The sequence below is a fragment of the Rhizobium sp. SU303 genome, assembly GCF_021052345.1.
In the GTDB taxonomy this organism is placed as follows: Bacteria; Pseudomonadota; Alphaproteobacteria; order Rhizobiales; family Rhizobiaceae; genus Rhizobium; species Rhizobium laguerreae.
On the sequence record NZ_CP088095.1, the window covers coordinates 2,194,267 to 2,211,812 of the forward strand.

Genomic DNA, 17,546 nt, shown 5'->3' on the forward strand with positions numbered 1-17,546 from the left:
ATCGCGGTGGCCCGATGTCTATGTTAGCGTACGGGCACCACGCAAGAGACTGATGCATCAACCATCCCCCACAAGCCCTTTTACAACGGTGATCTCTGAGAGTGAAAGCGCGATGACGACAATCGTAACCATACCAGGCATTATGTCCGACGCCCGTACTTGGCGTTCCATTGCCGGTGATCTTAAGTCTGATAAAACCAAAGTCTTCGAGGCCAATAGACGTCGCGATGCGACGATAGAGGACATGGCTTCACGCACGCTTTCCGAAACGGATGGCGCGTTGATTGTCCTTGCCCATTCGATGGGGGCCCGCGTGGCCATGGAGATGGGCCGCCAATCGCCGGGTCGGATCCGTGCAATGGTTCTTTCGAACGCAAATGCCGAAGGCCCGGCCCAGGATGAAGCGGCCAGCCGCGAGAACCGTATCGCTGAGGCAAAGGCAGATGTGGTTGTTTACGCGCGGCGTTGGGTGACAAAAGTGATCTCTGCGAAAAGTGCCCAGGACCCTCGTCTTGTTGGCGATATCCGGCAGATGGTTGAAGATTGTCCGCCGGATGTTCACGAGCGACAGAACCGATCTTTAGTTGCGAGGCCCGATGCGACCGCGTATCTGTCGGCCTTCGATTTTCCGGTCCTATTGATGACCGGCGCGGAGGATCACCTGTCGACACCGATCGTCCAAGAAACCATCGCAGAACTTCTACGAGATTGCGAGACCGTGGTTATCGAGGACGCCGGGCATCTCCTGCCTTTCGAACAGCCACGTGTGGTGTCGGCGGTCGTCAAAGATTTTCTGTTACGAAGGAATTTTTGACGAATATGCGCCGCCAGTCACGCGCTGTCGCAGCCGGATAGTTAGCGACTCAACATCAGGATACTCAGGCAAGACGGAAACCCCGCCGTGGGCTCGCCGTTCCTATTCCTCAAGTGTCGGAATGACTTTCGATGGTCTTTGCAGCTCCGAGGCGGCAGCGGTTGCCGTGGCATCGGCGGGACCGCCGGAAACATGAACGGTCGGCGTTGCAAATTGGATGCCTTTTTCCGCGAATGTCTTCTTGAGCATGGCGAGCGCCTTTCGGCGAACGCCGAACTGTTCGCCGGGTTTCGTCATGAACTTCAGCCGTATCTGCACACCATAATCCGCCATCTGCTCGATCCCCTGCATTTTCAAGGGCTCGATGATGTTAGGCCCGAGTTCGGCATCCTCCAGAAGCTCAACGCCGATGCGTTTGATGGTCTTGCGGACCTCTTCAAGGTCACTGTCATAATTCAGGGTGAGCGTAATGATGTCGATGACCCAGTCGCGGCTGAGGTTTTGCACCGCGCCCAGTTCGCCGAAGGGAACGATGGTGACCGGACCACGGTGATGGCGCAAGCGGATCGATCGCAGTGAGAAACCTTCGACCGTTCCCTTATATTTTGCCGCCTGGATGTATTCGCCGATGCGAAAGGCATCGTCGAACAGATAGAAGACGCCGGAGATGATGTCCTTGACGAGTGTTTGCGCACCGAAGCCGACCGCTATGCCGACGACGCCAGCGCCCGCCAGCAGTGGTCCGATCTGGATGCCAACGGCATCCAGGATCATCAGGAAGCCGACAGCTCCGATCGCCAGGAACAGCACATTGCGAAGAATGGGAAGGAGGGTATTCAACCGCTGACGCCGGCGCGCGTCGGGTCCTTCGTGATGTCCCCCCTGCTCGCTTCGCGACGCCATCGCCATCTGACTATCGATCAGCGTGCTTGCGAGCTTCCAGATAACATCGGTCACCAGCAGCACGATGACGATGCGGATTCCTGCGCGGATCAAACGCGTGGTCACGGTTTCGGCTGCAGCAAGGTCACTGAGATTGACATTCCACGCGCGGGCAATGAGCAGCGCAGCGACCACAATCAGTCCGTTCCGCAGCGTTTGCATGATCACAACAGACCATCCGACGATGGTCGCATCTTCGACCGCCTGCCCCTCCCCGGATCGAATAATGCGACGAATGATATCACGAGTGACCGAAACGGTAAGGGGCAGAAGCGTGATGACGACCACGGTCCAGAATGCCCCGCGGAGCCCAGACACCCATAACAGCCACGATATTATGATGCTCGCGCTGAAGCCGACACAGACCAGCCGGCTCACGGCCGGCCCGTCAGAACGAAAGTGCCGCAGCCAGATCATGACGATCAAAGCGATTGAAACGACACCAAGCCATGCTGCGGTAAAGAGGTCGACCAAGATCGGTGAAGCCCCGATCGTCCCGATCACTTCGATGGTGGCCCAACCAACTGCCAGCATGGCGACGATTCCGAGGAGCCAGTAGTACCAGAACCAGGCAAGCGAGGTGACAAGTGTCAGAAGCCGCATATGCGGCAAACGGGCGCCCGGCGCGATGACAATGCGGCCCACGAGCACGCCAAGGCGCACCATGAGCGCGGCTGATAGCAGGATGAGTGCAATATCGCGAAACACGGCAGGCCACGGAAAGAGCATAAACGCGCCGAGGCTTCCGATCAGATAACCGACCAAGGCGAGAAGACCCATTGAAAGCCGGGCGGCGTGGAGTTTAATCCGCTGCCGGACGGTGTCGGCGGGCGCGTTCAGCACAAAATGGAGCAGCCCTCGCCCTGACCACCAGGCAAGGCGCTGCGCAACGAACCCGCCTGCGACGAAGAGTATGACCGCCAAGATCAGGCCGACAGGTTCGATACGATCATCCGTTTGGAAGACCCGGATCGCCGACTGGATCTGCCCGGGAAGCGTCGGAACGGCATCGACGAGTGTGAGCAACCTCTGGCGCAATTCCTGTAGTGACGTGGCAATCGACGTCGGTGCCGCCTCTTGCGTGACTGCTACCGGCTGCGCCGGTTCCTGATTGCCTGGAACGATCCGATTGACCAGCGCTCGTCCGGGCTCATCATTCGGCAATTCGATAATAACCCGGATCGGCGCCGAGGAATTGGTCGGCTCAGCCGCCGATCCAGGGTTTGCGCTCGCGAGTAGAAGCGTTGAAAATACCAGCGTCAGGAATGCGCACACTCGGCGGCGGGGTTGACGGTCGTCGTTGATGCGCATGTAGCCGTGGTCCCCGAGACGTTGTCGTCACTTTTGCTGGATTGGTCGAAACTTCGGACTTTGTGAAGCGTTGCACGACCAACGTCAATCGACGAACCGGACTCGGCTAAGACCGCAAGCTTCTGAAGCCCTCCCTGATCTCCTGACAGAAGAGTTCTGGCTCCTCCCAGGCGGCGAAGTGACCGCCCTTGGAAGCGCGATTGTAGTAGATGAGCTTCGGATAGGCTTTCGACAGCCAATCCCTTGGCGGCTTGTAGACCTCTCCGGGAAACACCGTGACGGCGACCGGGACTTGGACGGCTGTGAGCTTCGCGCCCGACATGACGTTTTCCCAATAGATGCGGCCACTCGAGGGGCCGGTATTCGTCAGCCAGTACAGTGTGATGTTGTCGAGGACGGCATCCTTGCCAAGAGCTTGTTCGGGGTCGCCGCGTGTATACACCCAGTCGGCGATCTTGTCGTAAAGCCAGGCGGCTAGGCCGACCGGAGAATCCGCAATGCCGTAACCGATCGTTTCCGGCCGCGTGCTCATGATCGCTGCGTAACCGAAGCCGTTGTTGAGGAAGTCCCGGGCCTCGTCGAAGACGACCTTCTCATCGGCAGACAAGCTATCCGGAGCCGGCCCTCCATTTTTAAGAGCCTGCGCTGCGTCCGATGGAAACGTCGTGGCACGCTCGACCCGGTTGACGTGGATCGCGAGCAGCCCTTCGGGCGCCTGGCGACCCAAGGCGTCGCTGATGATCGCGCCCCAGTCGCCGCCTTGCGAGACATAGCGGTCATAATGCAGTCGCTTCATCAGCACGTCCCAGGCAGCCGCTATCCGCTGGGGGTTCCAACCCGCCGATGGAGGTTTGCCGGAGAAGCCGAATCCTGGAATCGAAGGGATCACCAGATGGAAGGCATCATCAGCCGTGCCGCCATGCGCCGTCGGATCGGTGAGCGGTCCGATGACATCAAGCAGCTCGAAGACCGAACCTGGCCAGCCGTGGGTCATGATCAGCGGCAGCGCGTTTTCATGACGGGAGCGGACATGGATGAAATGGATGTCCAGTCCATCGACAGCGGTGAGAAACTGCGGAAATGTATTCAGCCTGCTCTCCGCCTTCCGCCAGTCGTAGGACGACTTCCAGTAGCGCACCAGCTCCTTCAGCCTGTCGGGCTGGACGCCCTGCGAACGGTCCATGACGGTTTCGCCGTCGGGCCACCGGGTCTCGGCAAGCCGCCGCCTGAGATCTGCGAGCGCCGCCTCGGAGACCTCAACCTTGAACGGTCGAACCTCCTCGGACGCGACGCCGACAACATCAGCGGCGTTGGACGTGCCCGGAAGGAGAACGGCGGTTATGCCGGCCGCGGCAAAGCCTGACAGCAGTGAGCGGCGCGATACGTCGCGGTGTTTCAAAACGTTCAGCATTGCCATGATGCCGTGTCCTTTCGTGATATCGAGGAGAGGAAAAGATGCCCTGCCCGCTTCAATGCCGAAAATGTCAGGCCTGGTCCGCTCCGGAACGAAAGATCAGAAGCTTGTTGCCTTCGGGATCGCGAAAATATGCGCAGTAAGGACCCGTGCCGTTCTCGCCACGCGGACCAGGAGCCCCTTCGTCCGAGCCACCCGCCGCCAATGCAGTTGCATGGGCTTCGTCGACCTTTGAACGGGACGGAGCTTCGAAAGCAATCATTCCACCGTTGCCGACGGTGGCAGGGCGGCCATCGAACGGCTTGATGATGCCGAATTCGAGCGTGCGATGACCGTAGTAGATGGCTCGGTTGGGCTGGACGAGGACTCGTCCGATCCCGAACACGGCCAGAAGCTTGTCGTAGAATATCGAGGCGGCATCCAGATCGTTCGTGCCGACAGTGACGTGGCCCGGGAGGCCGCGGACCTTGTCGGGGGTGGCCGCAACCTGTCTACTTTGGGTAATGTCAGTCATATCAGTTCTTCCTTATATTGTCGCGGCCGACGCTCTGCCGTCCGTAAGCAAACGCCAACGAGCTGTCTCAAATCGGCGGCTGGTGGATATTTGGGCGGGTCGACGGCCGGCCGGCACCTCGGGAAAGTGAGAGGCACCCTCTCGTTCAGATGTCAGCCTTGGGCAGCCGGGTTGCAGCGCTGCCGCCGTCGAGAGGGTTCCTCTCACTTTCTCCGGCTACCGCGGGCTGACGCCATACTCAATTATTTGTGGAGACAGCCGGCTTTTGGGCTTTGACTGACCGCCGTTCAGAAAGGACATCCTATGTCTAAGGACAAAACCGTAAATGCTGCATCAGCCGCAGCAACTCTCTCTTCCCAGACGGCTGAAGCCTTCGTTTCCGCGTCCAGAGAAGCCGCGCATGACTTCGTCGACTTCATCGAGATCGACGAAGTCCTTACGCTGTGGAGAATGGTTGTCCGCGCCTCCTCGCCAAAAGGCACCGTGCTTTTCCTGCATGGGTTTCCGGAAACCCTGACGGTGTGGAAGGATATTGCGACAACGCTTGCTCACGACTACTATGTCCATGCCTTCGATTGGCCGGGCTACGGGCAATCGTCGCGCCCGGCTTTCGAGCGGTTTTCCTACGCGCCGAAGGCGTACGCCCAGGTGTTGAAGGCCTATATCGAGCGGGCAGGCATCGACCGGTCGAAGCTCGTGATTTACGCGACTGACATCGGTGCCCTCCCCGTCCTGCTGCTTGCTCTCGACGAGCCGACGATCGCCAGGCAGATCATCGTCGGAGACTTCGCGCCGTTCGACCGGCCGCACCACATGTGGGAGAACCTACAGAATCTCAAAGCCGAGCCAACCGCCTCGCCGACCCGTGCCTACATGAACAAGACAAGCGACGAGATCCTTCAGAACGTGCACAGGCGCGGCCTCTCACCCGCTGAACAATTCGATCTGCGGATCGACGTCCAGCAAGACATGATCCGGTCATGGAGCCGTGATGGCGTCACGTCGGCGGATGCATTCGAGCACTACTACGCAAGTTTCACGCGCGACCAGCAGTATCTCGAGGCCAACCTCGACCGGCTGAAGACGCCTATGAAGGTGATCTGGGGCGAGAAAGACATTTATATCACAAAGGAAATGGGCATCGAGTTTCGCCGGCAAGATCGGTGCGAAACTCGACCTCCTGCCAGGCATTGGCCACTTTCCACACCTCAGAATCCGAAACAAACGGTTGAAGAGATAATCGCATCATTCAGATAATATTGGATTATCTTCGCATATGGAACGCGCGCGCAGCCGCGGCAGTGCCCAGTCGAGAAAAGCCCGTACCTTCAACGCGAGAAGCCCTTGTCGCGCGTAGACGATATGGATGGGCTGGGGTGGGCCGTCGAAATCGCGAAGGATCGGAACGAGCGCGCCGGACGCCAGCTCGTCTGGAACCTGATAGTCGAACAGCCGCGCGATCCCCGCCCCGCCGACGCCGCCGCAACACAGTTCGCCGCCGTATTCACCTCAAGCCGGTTGCGAGGCGCCGCCTCTATCGGCGTGCCGTCGACGTCGAATGTAGAAGAATGTTCGCTTGTTGAAGATGATCCCGTCGCGATCGATGAGATCGCCGGGACGCTCCGGCATGCCATGCCGCTTGAGATAGGCAGGGCTCGCGCAGGTCAGCAGGCGGAATTCCCCGACCGTGGCGGCATGGAGGGCGCTGTCGGCGAGGTCGCCGAGACGGATCGCGATATCCACCTGCACAGAAGGTTCAGCGACACCTCCGGGTATTTGTCCATGAAACTCAGCGCAATGGGCAGCACGTAGCGGCTCCCGTATTCGATCGGCATCGTGATCGTCAGCACGCCTCTGGGCGTCTGGTATTCCCCGGACGCCCTTCGTTCGGCCTCATCGAGATCCGCCATGATCTTTCGAGCGGCGTCAACATAGTCGCGCCCGGCATCGGTGAGCTGCAGATTGCGGCTGGTGCGAACGATGAGGTTTGCCCCAAGCTGCCGCTCAAGTTCGGCTACCTTGCGGCTGACGCTGGGCAAGGGCGCGTTGAGCTTCCTGCTGCCGGCCGAGATGCTCCCGGCGTCGACGACGGCCAGCAATATGCGCATCGCTTCGAGACGATCCATCTGATACCGCCATTAAGATGCCGCTTCTGTTCAAGCCCAGCCTAAGACTTGGCTTTAGTCAAGCAGCTTGCGTATGGCCATGATCCCTTTCGCGGCATCCGACCAGGATTGACGCCAGATCAACACGCCGACGCTCAGGATGGTCGCAACAGCGAAGGGGATTGGCCCGAGGAACCAGAAGGCGGCTGCGAAGGTGAAGTAATAAGACCGGACGCCGACGCTGAACGATCGAAGCGCCGGGTTCAAAACCAGGGTCAGGGCATTCGTCCAGCCGCCGATGTCCCTCTCCTCATCGCGGGATGGGCTCGCCCCGATCGCCGCCAGGCAGTAGTTGATCTGCCGGACCGCCCAGATGAAATCGGATAGGCCCCGCAGCAGCGTCGCCATGATCAGGAGGACCTTGCATTGGAAAAACCACGCCGGATCCTGGGCCGCAAACATCGCGATCAGGCCACCACCCGATCCATAATTCGGCTCCATGAACAGCGCGCCGCTGAGCCCGACGATGACGATAAGATTGGCGGAGCCGAAGAAGGACGCCGAATTGATCGTGTGCCCGAGGATCGCGGCATCGCCGATGAAGTTGTTGTCTCGCGTCAGCACCTCCCGCATCCAGGCGGCGCGAATGCGCACCATGTCAACGGAAAGGCTGTCGTTCTTCCTCGGCCACCCTGCTGCCATCAAAGGCTCGACGGCCACCCAGACGAGAAGGAAGAAAACGATCGCCGCGATGTTCAGAAAATCCATGGTGCCCCCGAACCGAATGTGGATTTTTTCTGAACAGTACTTCGAGCTAAGCGCAGCTCCAAGCGCCTATCGCCGCCCTACCCTTCAGATCGACATGCCCATGTTCGCGCGTCATGGTCCGTCGCGGACTGCCGCGAGGTAACGGGACATCGTCGAAGCCCGAAGCCGAATGTGTTCGATCGCCTGCTGCGGTGTCACGGCCAGGAAGCCGATATGGTCGCGTGGGCGCAACTGGACGAAGGCGTCCAGATCCGAATCCACCACCGTGGCGATCTTGGGATATCCTCCGGTCGTCTGGTGGTCGGCCAGCAGAATGGTGGGAACACCGTCTCCGGCGACCTGCACCGAGCCCCGCACGATCGCTTCCGACGGCATGTCCAGCGCGACGCTTGGCGCAAGCGACGGACCTTGGAGGCGTACGCCCATGCGGTCATAGGCGTCGCTCAGGCGGAAAGGCGATGAAAGGAAATTCGACAAGGTTTCTTTCGAGAAGAACCGATCCTGTGGACCGACCACCACACGCAGCTCGGATCGCGGTCTTGCGATGACCGGACATGTGATTGGACCATGTCGATCATCCCGCACGTCCGGATCGGCTATAGTGAGCGTCTGTCCGGCTGCAAGGCGCCCGCCGCCGAGGCCGGAGAGACTGTGCGTCGACATGCTGCCCAGCCAGGTCTTCGCCTCGATATGACCGGCGAAGGCCAGATACGTCCAGCTTCCCCAGTGTCCCGGACGGATTGCCAGCCGCTCCCCGGCCTTCAAGGTGGCGACCATCCATGCGCCGCGCTTGTCGCCGGCATGCTCTACGATGAAGCCTCCTCCCGCGACGCCGAACGTAACCTCCCCCGAGATGCAGTCGAGAACCAGGCCGCCCATGGAGACTTCGATTGTCGGCTGACCGGCAGGGTTGCCGATGGCGGCGTTGGCGGCTGCAAACGAGGTCCTGTCCATCGGACCGGAGGCCGGAACGCCGTAACGCATCAATCCGTGACGTCCTCCGTCCTGGACCGCGACGTGGGGACCCGCGAAGTTGATTGCAAGAACGGCTTCGCTCATGCGAGGCACCTCGCGTCGAATTCGGCCCTCGATATGCGGCGGAAACGCACCGCGTCGCCGACGTCGAAAAGAAACGGACGGTCGTTGGACGCGGCGTCGAGGATCTTTGTCGGCGAGCGGCCGATGATCCACCAGCCGGTCGGCATGGTGAGCGTGCTCACCAGGCATTGCGGACCGGCGATCAGCACGCTTCCGGCGGCGATGCCACGAATAGGCGCCGGCTTCCTCGGCTGCTGAATGGCTTTGGGCACGCCTGCGAGGTAAGCGTATCCTGGAGCGAAGCCGTACATGAAGACGCTGTAGTCGCCGGAGAGATGGGTGGATATGACGTCTTCCGGCGATAATCCACTCGCCTCGGCGACGGCGGCAAGATCGGGCGCAAGATCAGGATCGTAGCAGACGTCGACTTCGCGCATCGCTCCGATCGTCTGTGGAACCTCGGCCGTCAGACGCTCGGCAATGGCCGCCTCCGTCGTCCGATGATCGGCCACGAGCGGGTCGAAGCATATGAGAATGCTGGCATAGGCCGGAACGGCTTCGACGAATCCTTCAAAGGGTGCCGCCTTCAAGGCGGCATCCAGCTTGACGACCTGATCGTGGATCCGTTTATCGATGGTCGCGCCGAATTCGACGAGCACCGCGTGCCCGCCCACCGGGCGGTAGGTCGGAACGCTGCCGGACGATGCGGACGGGTCCTCTGACACGTCAGTCGGCGCCTTCGATCAGAATGAAGTCCGCATCCGCAGCCCGCGCGCAGGTCCCGTAGGCTTCCGGATCGGTGACGGCAGCCTGGGCGATAAGATAGCCTTTGGCCATCACCTGTTTTCCTTTGTCTGTTGAAGGAATGGACCCACCTCGATGCCTGCCTTCTGCAGTTCCCGGCGCACGTGGACGGCCATGGCAAGCGCTCCCGGGCTGTCCCCATGAACGCAGATCGAGTGTGCATCGAGAGGGATCGGAACGCCGTCGACCGTCGGCATGAGGCCGCTGGATAGGTACCCGATCAATCTAGATGCCGCCTCCGCGGGGTCATGGATCATCGCTCCCGGCAAGGTACGCGGAACGAGCCGACCCGTGGAGAGATAGCCGCGATCGGCAAAAATTTCGCTGAAGACGGTCATCCCGGCAACGCGGGCCGCATGCTCCAGCTCTGTCCCGGAGATCGCCAGTATGGCAAGTTCCGGCGAGACCGCTCGGGTTGCGCGGATGATGGCGTCGGCGACCGGCCGTTCGTCGGCCGCCCAATTGGCGAGTGCGCCGTGTGGTTTGACGTAGCGGACCCGGGCGCCCGCCAGAGCCGCAGCTCCCATCAGCGCGCCTGTCTGCGTCGCCACAAGCTGCTCCACTTCCCGGATGCTCAAGGGGATCAGACGTCGCCCGAAGCCCTCGCGATCTGCAAAGCCCGGATGGGCTCCGACGACGACACCCCGTTCGCTTGCGAGCGTGAGCGTCTCGACCATCGTCGCTGGATCTCCGGCATGCCCGCCACATGCGATGTTCGCACTGGTGACGACGTCAAGGATCGCTTTGTCGTCGCCCATGCGCCAGGGTCCAAACGCCTCCCCCAAATCAGAATTGAGATCGATTTTCGTCATGATTTTCGTCAACCCTTCGCGCCGGCCTTGTCAGCTTCGTCGCATTCTAGAACGTCGAAGCCGAGGTGGAGCACATCTTCGCCGTGCCCGTCAAGAAAACGACGCCGCTGGTTGCGCGCAACGAGCATGTGTGGTGGTCGCAGCCCCGTGGATTGTCCTTGGAGTTGCGTCCGATGGAAACGCGGCTAAGATCGGGGGTGAAATGGTCGACCGCTCTGTCATTGATCGAGCGCGTCGTTTTCTCTCAAGAACCGGGGACCTAACCACCCCGGCGGCATTGGCGTGCAGACCGGGGATGCGGAATGAGTCTTGTCAACAGAGCTTTGGGAACGTCCGAATTTTCTTTTACCGAAGAGCCTGGCATTTTCACCTGGGAGTTGGCGACCGACAAGGTTTATGCGGATTCGGCGCTGGCAAACCTCTTTGGGCTTGATCCCGAAGAGACTCTCACGGGGCTGCCGGTCATAAGATACCTCGACCGGATTCATCCGGACGACAAGCCATCCGTGGCCAAGGCAATTTCAGAATCGGTGATCACAGGAAATCCGTATCGCTGTGACTATCGGGTATTTGATCGAAGCGGGCAAATAGTCGCCGTCGCGGCCTTGGGCCGCTGCTTCAGGGATGAAGCCGGAAACCCGTCGCAATATGCGGGCATCGTATTCCCGGCGAATGATCACGGGGAGCAAGACGAATTGTCCGCTCACTGCAATGCGGCACTGAAAATTGCGCGGTCATCCGGCCTGCGGACGACGGCTGATGCGCTTGAAGCGATCGTCAAGGAGCTTGCCAAGCCGATGCCTTCAGACGTCGCGCAGGTTCATTGATTCCTTCCAAAGCGTTGGTTATGGCATCAGACTTTCGGTGATGGCGATATTGCTGCTATCGGCGACGCACCGCGCGCACTCTGAATTAGTGACAAAGGAGAGTGGGCATTTCGAGGTGGGTCAACAGCGACCGTGTCACCCCTCCCAAGAGGAATTCGCGTAGTCTCGAATGGCCGAATGCGCCGGCGACGAGCAAATCTGCCTTGCGTTCCAGGGCGGCACCTTGAATGACGCTGGCCGGTGAGTTTCCCTGCGCTTGCACGGCTGCGATATCGACGGCAAGACCAGCCTTTCGGAGCGCGGTCGCAAAGCGGTCTCGGGCGCGCTCGTCAATCTGCTTATCATCAGTGACGGAAATCAGGACGACACGCGAGACCTGTTCCAGCAACAATCTGGCGCCTGTCAGTGCCCGCGCGACTGTGGCTCCTCCATCCCAGGCGACGGCAACAGCCTCGATCCGGCCGCAGAAATTATCCGGAGGAAAAAGCAGGAGCGGTCTCCCGCTTTCAAACAGCACGCTCTCGATCAGCGGCCTCATCAGCACAGATGCTTCCAAAATGGAAAGATCGTATACGCGTGACAGCTCGGCAAGAGTTTGTGCGACAAATGGCTCCCTCGCATCGAATGGCTGGATCTCGACCTCGACCTCAGCTTTCTTCGCATAATCATGGAGCGTCTGCCCGAGAATGGTTCCATTGTCTTTACTCAAGCGCTCCGCCTCCGCACGCATTTTGTCTACGTCAATGAGTGATGGAAATCGCGGCTGAAAGGGTTCGATCCTGACCAGCGGTATACTTGCCGTCAAACCGGCCTTCTGGTGAAGGGAAACAGCGACAGCGTTCTGAAGGAGCGAGAAGGAGCTTGCGTCTGGATAGGTGGCCAGCGGTAAATGGAATTGCGCTTTCACGGCTGATGTCCTCCGAATGGTTGGAGGTTATCATAGCGCAGAGGTGTCTCCCGCGCTTTGACGAAAATCAAGGTCGCCCCACCGCGAAAGTGTGAGCGTGATATTGACCGTCCTCATCAGGAAGCAAGCGGAATTCGTTGGGCGAAGCGGCAAAGATCTATGTTAAGCGATGAAATGCGAAGCGCGATTGAATATCCGCACTTCGCGGAGCAACCCCGTCCGGACGCCGCTGAGCAGCAGCTTGCGGGTGAACAGCAATGGCATATACGGCGCAGCTGCCTTCGATGAATCGGTTGGCGCGCCTGGACCCGTCGGATGATGACATCATTGGTGACGACAGAAGCATTCCAGCGCCTCAGCCTCGCGCTTGCAATCGGCATTCTTGTCGGCATTGAGCGCGGCTGGCAGGATCGTGAGGCTGCGCCAGGCAAAAGAGTGGCCGGTATCCGCACCTATGGCTTGTCAAGTTTCCTCGGCGGTTTCTGCGGTTTCCTCCAGCCTGTGACAGGGCCGATTCTGCCGACAGCTATCTTTATATTCTTTTGCATCACGGTTCTCCTCTTCAGCCGCATGCAGGCGGCACGAGAAGAGGATTACAGCGCCACCGGCACCATTGCGGCCTTGGCGGTCTTTGCGCTGGGCTTTGGCGCGGTTGTGGCGGATATGACGGTAACGGCCGCAAGCGCTGTGGCAATAACCGCCCTTCTTGCAGCGCGGGAGCCGTTGCATGGATTTCTTCGCCGATTGACCTGGCTTGAACTCAGGGCCGCCCTGATCCTGCTGACGATGACCATCGTCATCCTCCCGATCCTTCCCAACGAACCGATTGATCCTTGGCAGACAATCAATCCTTTCGAGCTTTGGATGATGACGATCCTGGTAGGAGCCGTTTCCTTTGCCGGTTATATACTCATCAAGCTGAGCGGCGCCCGCGCCGGAATACTGCTGACCGGGACCAGCGGCGGCATCGTTTCCTCGACGGCGCTGACGCTTTCCTTCGCCCGTCAGTCGAAGCAGATGCCTGCCCTCTCCCCACTCCTCTCAGCGGGAGCAATGCTGGCGGGAGCCGTTTCTCTCGCCCGCGTGCTTTTGATTTGTGGGGTCATTGCACCAGCTGTTTTCAGGGATCTTGCTCCATTACTGGCTCCGGCTGCTGCCACCCTCGCCATAGCAGGCGGCTTCGCCGCATTGCTGCAGCGTCCGGATGACAGCACCGATTTTTCACCCCGAAACCCGCTCGAGGTGATGGTCGTGCTGCGCTTCGCGCTCGTTCTCGCCGTCGTGACAGTCCTGACGCGAATGACCTTGGTGGTCTTTGGAACTCAGTCGCTGATCGCGCTTGCGTTCATCACAGGACTGGGCGATCTCGATGCAATAACGCTTGCCGTTGCGAAACTGTCATCCATCCAGGTGCCCGCGGATGCGGCCGCCCGCGCCATAGCGGTCGCCGCTTTCGCCAATTTTCTTGCGAAAGCCGTTCTTGCAGCAAGTATGGGGAGCATCGCCTATGCGGTTCGTTTCGCGATCGCAGGCGGTGTCGCGACCTTGGCCGGAATTGCCGGCTTGGTTTTGACATGAGCGCTTGTTTGCATATCGATCACCGGCTCCAATGACCTTGTCCACTCAATCGGTGCCTGGAACGATATTCGTCCGCGCCAGGCAGCCGCCATTAGCGAGCGTCACTGCCGTCTTACCTCGTGGATATGACCGGCAAATCCTGCAAGCAGCACGCCGAGCGGAAGACGCCGAACCAGCCTGGCTGCAATGAAGGTTGCGCCGATCGCTGCGGCAAGTTTCACCCAGGGATAGTCGCCGAGCTGCACATGGGCGCTTGCATCGACCGATGTGGCCTTGGCTTTCAGCGCCGCTTCGGCGTCCTCGCGCAGCACGCCTATGCGGGCATTCAGCAGCCTGACTTCATGCTGCAGCGCGTGCAGGCTCTCATCGGCCTTTTCACGCGCGGTCTGCTCAGCGGCATCGGCAAAGGGCGGATCACCTTCCGCGATCAGTTCGTCAGGGTCAGGCGGAAGGCCGTGGCGGTTGATGGATGATTGCATCGACATGTCCTCGAATAGGTGAGCGAGAGGTAATGAGGCCCGGCACTGCGGCCGGGCCCCCTGATATTAGTGGTCGCGCCGAAAACCCTGGCTCTGGTGAGATCCGCCTTGCGATTGGGTTTGTGATTGCCGATTGGCATCGTTTGATGGTTTAGAGCCGGGGTCGGTGCCAGGGTCGAGGAAGGTATAGGCGCGCACCTTGGCGCTTCCATGCGCGGTGTCCCGCATCGCCACCGGGCGCGCATCGTCGAACGCGCTCTCGGACACGGCAAGATCGTCCGAGGCTTTGCCACCATGCGCCGATCCGGCAAAACCGGTATTGGACGCGCCTTGCTGTCTGTCCTCCAACGACCAGAGATCCGCGCGCTCATCCATGTCGATGCTGCCTTCGTCGTCCAGAATATCGTGGACGGTCTCATAGAGCGCGTCATCGATATCATTGACCTGGACGAGGAAGCCGCCTCGCCGCAGCCCTTCTGCGTAGACCGCGCGATCCTCGTCGGGGAAGAAGAAGTCTGCCAGCGCGTCGAAGAAACCGCTGCGGTCTTCGCTCATGGCGCCGGTATTTTTTGCGCCCGCCTCATATCCGGGCATCAGCCTTATTCTCGCAACCGGCACGCCCGCGTCTTCAAGACGCGAGACGGCGGATTCTGCGTCCGATCGGCTGTCGAAGAATGCAGCAAGGCTGCTGCCGCCTGTCGGGCCTGAAAAGGCCGGGTTGGTATCATTGTAAATGCTGCCCATGGGACTCTCCTCTCGATGTCTGGATCCAGCCGCCAATCCGAAGTTTGGCCGAAGTCTGGTTTCCTGACTTGAAGAACCGGCGGCTGAGTTGAATGTTCCAAGGGAATGGCGATGCTCCGCCGCATCGCCTGCTGTTTCATTGCCGCCTGCCATTTCGGCGCGCTGACTCGCAAATTACGCCGCTTGCGAAATCGCTCAGCGGTTGACGTCAAACCTTCGAGACGCTAGCACGGCTTTGACGCATTGGGGATAATTCATATGGACATGTTTACGGCAGCCGGTATGACGGCTTTGCTGCAGGTCATTGCTATCGACCTCGTTCTCGCCGGCGACAACGCCGTGGTTATCGGTCTTGCTGCTGCCGGCCTCGAGGCGACGCAGCGCCGCAAGGCGATCATCGTCGGCATTGTGGCCGCGACCGTTCTGCGCATTCTCTTTGCCAGCGTCGCAGTCTACCTGCTGGCGATCGTCGGCCTGCTGCTGGCCGGCGGTCTGCTGCTGCTCTGGGTCTGCTGGAAGATGTGGCGCGAGCTTCGCGCCGGCCATGGCGGGAACCACGAGGCGGTGGGTGCCGAAGGCGCGCCGAGAAAGACCTTCTTCCAGGCGGCGACCCAGATCGTCGTTGCCGACGTCTCGATGTCGCTCGACAACGTGCTGGCCGTTGCCGGTGCTGCGCGCGAACATCCGAGCGTGCTGGTCATCGGTCTTGCCCTGTCGATCGCGCTGATGGGTATTGCCGCAAACTTTATCGCCCGGTTGCTCACCAACCATCGCTGGATCGCCTATGTCGGCCTGCTGATCATCCTCTATGTCTCGCTCGACATGATCCATCGCGGCGGCGTCGAACTGCTGCCCTACGTGCAAGCGAGCGGGTTCAAGCTTTAGAGCCTGACCTCGGTCTCGAAGCTCATCTGGTCATACGCCGGCACCACATGGTCCGGCGTCTCAGCCATCACCACGTCGTAGTCGAGCGGCGTGTGCATGTGGGTGAGGATCGCCTGTTTCGGCTTCAGCCGGCTGATCCAGTCGAGCGACTGTTCCAGCGACAGATGGCTCGGGTGATAAGTATATTGCAGCGCGTCGATGATCAGCATGTCGAGTTTCTGCAGCTTCTCGACGGTCTGCGGTGGGAAATCGCTGATATCACTGCAATAAGCCACATCACCGATACGGAAGCCGAGCGAGTGGATATCCCCATGCTGCTGGATATGCGGATGGAAGGCGATCGTCCCGCCTGGACCATGAATTTCGACGGGCGTGTCGAGGTTTTCGATGACGATCGGCAGCACGATCGGCGGGTAATTGCTGCCCGGCGGCGTTTCCAGGCAATAGCCGAAGGCTTCCCGCAGCCTGTCCATGGTAAATTGGTCGGCAAAGATCGGCACCCGGCGGCGGGTATTGTGGAAATAGCCGCGCAGATCGTCGATGCCATGAATATGATCCGCATGCGGATGGCTGTAGAGCACGGCATCGACATGGTCGGCCCCTGCCCTGATCATCTGCTCGCGAAAATCCGGCCCGGTGTCGATGACGACTGTGGTGACGCCGCCATCGGGTGCGAATTGTTGCACCATGAAGGCAGCGCGTGTGCGCCGGTTCTTCGGATTGTCGGGATTGCAGGCGCCCCAGTCGCCGGTGATGCGCGGCACGCCCGGTGACGACGAACAGCCGAGAATGGTGAAACGCCGCCGGTAGAGCACGCCGCTAGATCCTCGGCATCTTCGAGAACAGGCGGAAAGCGTTCTCCGTCGTGATCCGCGCGACCTCTTCGGTGGCAAGCCCGATTGTATCGGCGAGCACCTCGGCCGTGTTGACGACGTAGGACGGTTCGTTGCGCTTGCCGCGCCAGCGCTTCGGCGCCAGATAGGGCGCGTCTGTTTCCACAAGCAGCCGATCAAGCGGGATCGTCTTGGCGATCTCGCGCAGCTCGTCCGACTTCGGGAAGGTCAGGATGCCTGAGAAGGAGATATAGCCGCCGAGTGCGACGCCGGTCTTGGCAAGTTCCGGGCCTGCGGAGAAGCAGTGGAGAATGAAGGGAAATGCCCCCTTCCCGCTTTCCTCCGTCAGTATGTCGGCCATGTCCTCGTCGGCGCTGCGGCTGTGGATTACGAGCGGCAGCCGGGTCTCGCGCGCCGCCGCGATATGGCGGCGGAAGCCTGTCTGCTGGTCCTCGGGCTTTTGCGTGTCGTAGAAATAGTCGAGACCAGCCTCGCCGATCGCCACCACCTTCTCATGGGCATTGGCGAGACGCACCAGCTCTTCTGTCTGGATATCCAGCTCTTCGTCGGCATTGTTCGGATGCGTGCCGACCGAGCAGAACACCGAAGGATATTTCTCGGTGATGGCAAGCAGCGTCTCGAGCTTGCGCACCCGCGTCGAGATCGTCACCATCTGCGCCACACCGGCCTGATGTGCGCGCGCGACGATCTCGTCCCGCTCCGCCTCGAAGTCGGCGAAATCAAGATGGCAATGCGTATCGATCAGCACGG

General features: G+C 60.3%; 18 protein-coding genes and 1 pseudogene. 5 read left to right on the forward strand and 14 right to left on the reverse strand.

Features of this window, described 5'->3' with window-relative positions; genetic code table 11:
• Nucleotides 1-112 precede the first annotated feature (112 nt).
• Nucleotides 113-814, forward strand: coding sequence for an alpha/beta fold hydrolase (locus RlegSU303_RS11015; RefSeq protein WP_165507509.1), 702 nt, complete (start codon nucleotides 113-115; stop codon nucleotides 812-814).
• A gap of 102 nt (nucleotides 815-916) precedes the next feature.
• On the opposite strand, the gene RlegSU303_RS11020 is transcribed toward RlegSU303_RS11015, so the two are convergent.
• The 3 genes from RlegSU303_RS11020 to RlegSU303_RS11030 form a co-directional block, all read right to left on the reverse strand.
• Nucleotides 917-3,067, reverse strand: coding sequence for a mechanosensitive ion channel family protein (locus RlegSU303_RS11020; RefSeq protein ID WP_131718492.1), 2,151 nt, complete (start codon nucleotides 3,065-3,067; stop codon nucleotides 917-919).
• A 106-nt stretch (nucleotides 3,068-3,173) separates the two neighbouring features.
• The gene (locus RlegSU303_RS11025) at nucleotides 3,174-4,484 is read right to left on the reverse strand and encodes an epoxide hydrolase family protein (RefSeq protein WP_131718493.1); all 1,311 of its coding nucleotides are present in this window, start codon (nucleotides 4,482-4,484) and stop codon (nucleotides 3,174-3,176) included.
• Between the two features lie 67 nt (nucleotides 4,485-4,551).
• Nucleotides 4,552-4,995: a VOC family protein gene (locus RlegSU303_RS11030; RefSeq protein WP_094085948.1), complete on the reverse strand. Its 444-nt coding sequence runs from the start codon at nucleotides 4,993-4,995 to the stop codon at nucleotides 4,552-4,554.
• A 303-nt stretch (nucleotides 4,996-5,298) separates the two neighbouring features.
• Here RlegSU303_RS11030 and RlegSU303_RS11035 point away from each other — a divergent pair, with 303 nt between their 5' ends.
• On the forward strand, nucleotides 5,299-6,252 hold the full coding sequence (locus RlegSU303_RS11035; RefSeq protein WP_231283809.1) for an alpha/beta fold hydrolase: 954 nt from the start codon (nucleotides 5,299-5,301) through the stop codon (nucleotides 6,250-6,252).
• Here the strand turns inward: RlegSU303_RS11035 and RlegSU303_RS34545 are convergent.
• From RlegSU303_RS34545 to RlegSU303_RS11060, 6 genes and pseudogenes are all read right to left on the reverse strand, one after another.
• Nucleotides 6,241-6,744 (reverse strand): annotated as a pseudogene (locus RlegSU303_RS34545) (LysR substrate-binding domain-containing protein). The gene RlegSU303_RS11035 and the pseudogene RlegSU303_RS34545 overlap by 12 nt on opposite strands.
• Entirely contained in the window at nucleotides 6,660-7,121 is a 462-nt protein-coding gene (locus RlegSU303_RS34550) for a LysR family transcriptional regulator (RefSeq protein WP_432431804.1), read from the reverse strand. The pseudogene RlegSU303_RS34545 and the gene RlegSU303_RS34550 overlap by 85 nt, the downstream one beginning before the upstream one ends.
• Nucleotides 7,122-7,175: 54 nt before the next feature.
• A complete protein-coding gene (locus RlegSU303_RS11045; protein WP_017960494.1) occupies nucleotides 7,176-7,868 on the reverse strand; it encodes a DUF599 domain-containing protein in 693 nt (230 codons plus the stop codon).
• 111 nt (nucleotides 7,869-7,979) lie between these two features.
• On the reverse strand, nucleotides 7,980-8,936 hold the full coding sequence (locus RlegSU303_RS11050; protein WP_077978163.1) for a 5-oxoprolinase subunit C family protein: 957 nt from the start codon (nucleotides 8,934-8,936) through the stop codon (nucleotides 7,980-7,982).
• The gene (locus RlegSU303_RS11055) at nucleotides 8,924-9,631 is read right to left on the reverse strand and encodes a 5-oxoprolinase subunit B family protein (RefSeq protein ID WP_170268500.1); all 708 of its coding nucleotides are present in this window, start codon (nucleotides 9,629-9,631) and stop codon (nucleotides 8,924-8,926) included. Before RlegSU303_RS11055 ends, RlegSU303_RS11050 begins: the two co-directional genes overlap by 13 nt.
• Before the next feature lie 111 nt (nucleotides 9,632-9,742).
• Nucleotides 9,743-10,522 carry a LamB/YcsF family protein gene (locus RlegSU303_RS11060; RefSeq protein WP_131718494.1) on the reverse strand — a complete coding sequence of 260 codons (780 nt, stop codon included), beginning with the start codon at nucleotides 10,520-10,522 and terminating at the stop codon, nucleotides 9,743-9,745.
• A gap of 302 nt (nucleotides 10,523-10,824) precedes the next feature.
• Between RlegSU303_RS11060 and RlegSU303_RS11065 the strand changes: the two genes are divergently transcribed.
• Nucleotides 10,825-11,349: a PAS domain-containing protein gene (locus RlegSU303_RS11065; RefSeq protein WP_131718495.1), complete on the forward strand. Its 525-nt coding sequence runs from the start codon at nucleotides 10,825-10,827 to the stop codon at nucleotides 11,347-11,349.
• Between the two features lie 85 nt (nucleotides 11,350-11,434).
• Here the strand turns inward: RlegSU303_RS11065 and RlegSU303_RS11070 are convergent, their stop codons facing one another.
• Nucleotides 11,435-12,256, reverse strand: coding sequence for a universal stress protein (locus RlegSU303_RS11070; RefSeq protein WP_131718496.1), 822 nt, complete (start codon nucleotides 12,254-12,256; stop codon nucleotides 11,435-11,437).
• A gap of 315 nt (nucleotides 12,257-12,571) precedes the next feature.
• On the opposite strand from RlegSU303_RS11070, the gene RlegSU303_RS11075 reads away from it, so the two are divergent.
• Nucleotides 12,572-13,834 carry an MgtC/SapB family protein gene (locus RlegSU303_RS11075; RefSeq protein ID WP_131718497.1) on the forward strand — a complete coding sequence of 421 codons (1,263 nt, stop codon included), beginning with the start codon at nucleotides 12,572-12,574 and terminating at the stop codon, nucleotides 13,832-13,834.
• Between the two features lie 101 nt (nucleotides 13,835-13,935).
• Here the strand turns inward: RlegSU303_RS11075 and RlegSU303_RS11080 are convergent, their stop codons facing one another.
• On the reverse strand, nucleotides 13,936-14,313 hold the full coding sequence (locus RlegSU303_RS11080; RefSeq protein ID WP_131718498.1) for a hypothetical protein: 378 nt from the start codon (nucleotides 14,311-14,313) through the stop codon (nucleotides 13,936-13,938).
• 66 nt (nucleotides 14,314-14,379) lie between these two features.
• On the reverse strand, nucleotides 14,380-15,057 hold the full coding sequence (locus RlegSU303_RS11085; protein WP_094085940.1) for a hypothetical protein: 678 nt from the start codon (nucleotides 15,055-15,057) through the stop codon (nucleotides 14,380-14,382).
• A 258-nt stretch (nucleotides 15,058-15,315) separates the two neighbouring features.
• On the opposite strand from RlegSU303_RS11085, the gene RlegSU303_RS11090 reads away from it, so the two are divergent.
• Nucleotides 15,316-15,942, forward strand: a complete 627-nt coding sequence (locus tag RlegSU303_RS11090; RefSeq protein WP_131619889.1) for a TerC family protein — start codon at nucleotides 15,316-15,318, stop codon at nucleotides 15,940-15,942.
• Here the strand turns inward: RlegSU303_RS11090 and RlegSU303_RS11095 are convergent.
• Both RlegSU303_RS11095 and RlegSU303_RS11100 read right to left on the reverse strand, forming a co-directional pair.
• Nucleotides 15,939-16,757, reverse strand: a complete 819-nt coding sequence (locus RlegSU303_RS11095; protein WP_131718499.1) for an MBL fold metallo-hydrolase — start codon at nucleotides 16,755-16,757, stop codon at nucleotides 15,939-15,941. The genes RlegSU303_RS11090 and RlegSU303_RS11095 overlap by 4 nt on opposite strands.
• Nucleotides 16,758-16,761: 4 nt before the next feature.
• On the reverse strand, nucleotides 16,762-17,544 hold the full coding sequence (locus tag RlegSU303_RS11100) for a TatD family hydrolase (protein ID WP_017960506.1): 783 nt from the start codon (nucleotides 17,542-17,544) through the stop codon (nucleotides 16,762-16,764).
• Nucleotides 17,545-17,546: the final 2 nt, after the last annotated feature.